The following is a 586-nucleotide window of genomic DNA, read 5'->3' on the forward strand; positions in this document are numbered from 1 at the left end:
AATGTTCGCGGTGAAGATCCCGCGCCTTATGAAGTGAGCGAAAGCCTTTCTGCTGCATGGAACAATACCAGTGATCACACCATTTCGTTCGACGTAAAATCTGTCATGAAAATGGAAAATGGCGTCCCTCTCATTATCGGTGAAGTTTACAACCGCAGTGACGCACTTAATGGTAATGAAGTGCACTTCAATAACATTTGTGAAATTACCGCAGACTTTGACACCAAAGGTTACTGGCACAACAAAAATGGCTTAAGTGAACTAACTGAAGCCGATAGAGTATATGTGAATGGATTAGCCCCTTACGCCTCTCCAAGTAACTACTTTGGAGCTGGTGACGAGCCATTTGACGGTAAATTTACTGGTGGAGAGCCAGTTGAAGCAGCATTTAGCGGCGATTCTGCTATTTGGATGGCCGGGACTTGGCAATCCGAAGTGTCACAATTCTTGGTCGATAGCAATGGCAACGCGGACCTTAACGAGCATAAAGAGCAGCTAGCTCAGCAACTACTCGCATTTATCTTTAACACTCGACATCGCCCAACCTCTGAGGGTTTAACCCAAACTACCGTTATTTGGTTTGGCG

At 45.6% G+C, this 586-nt stretch carries 1 pseudogene; it reads left to right on the forward strand.

Annotated elements, in window-relative coordinates:
* Nucleotides 1-586: pseudogene (locus R7Z77_RS27070) on the forward strand (hypothetical protein); the annotation flags it as partial.

It is taken from the genome of Vibrio sp. 1401, from assembly GCF_033340295.1.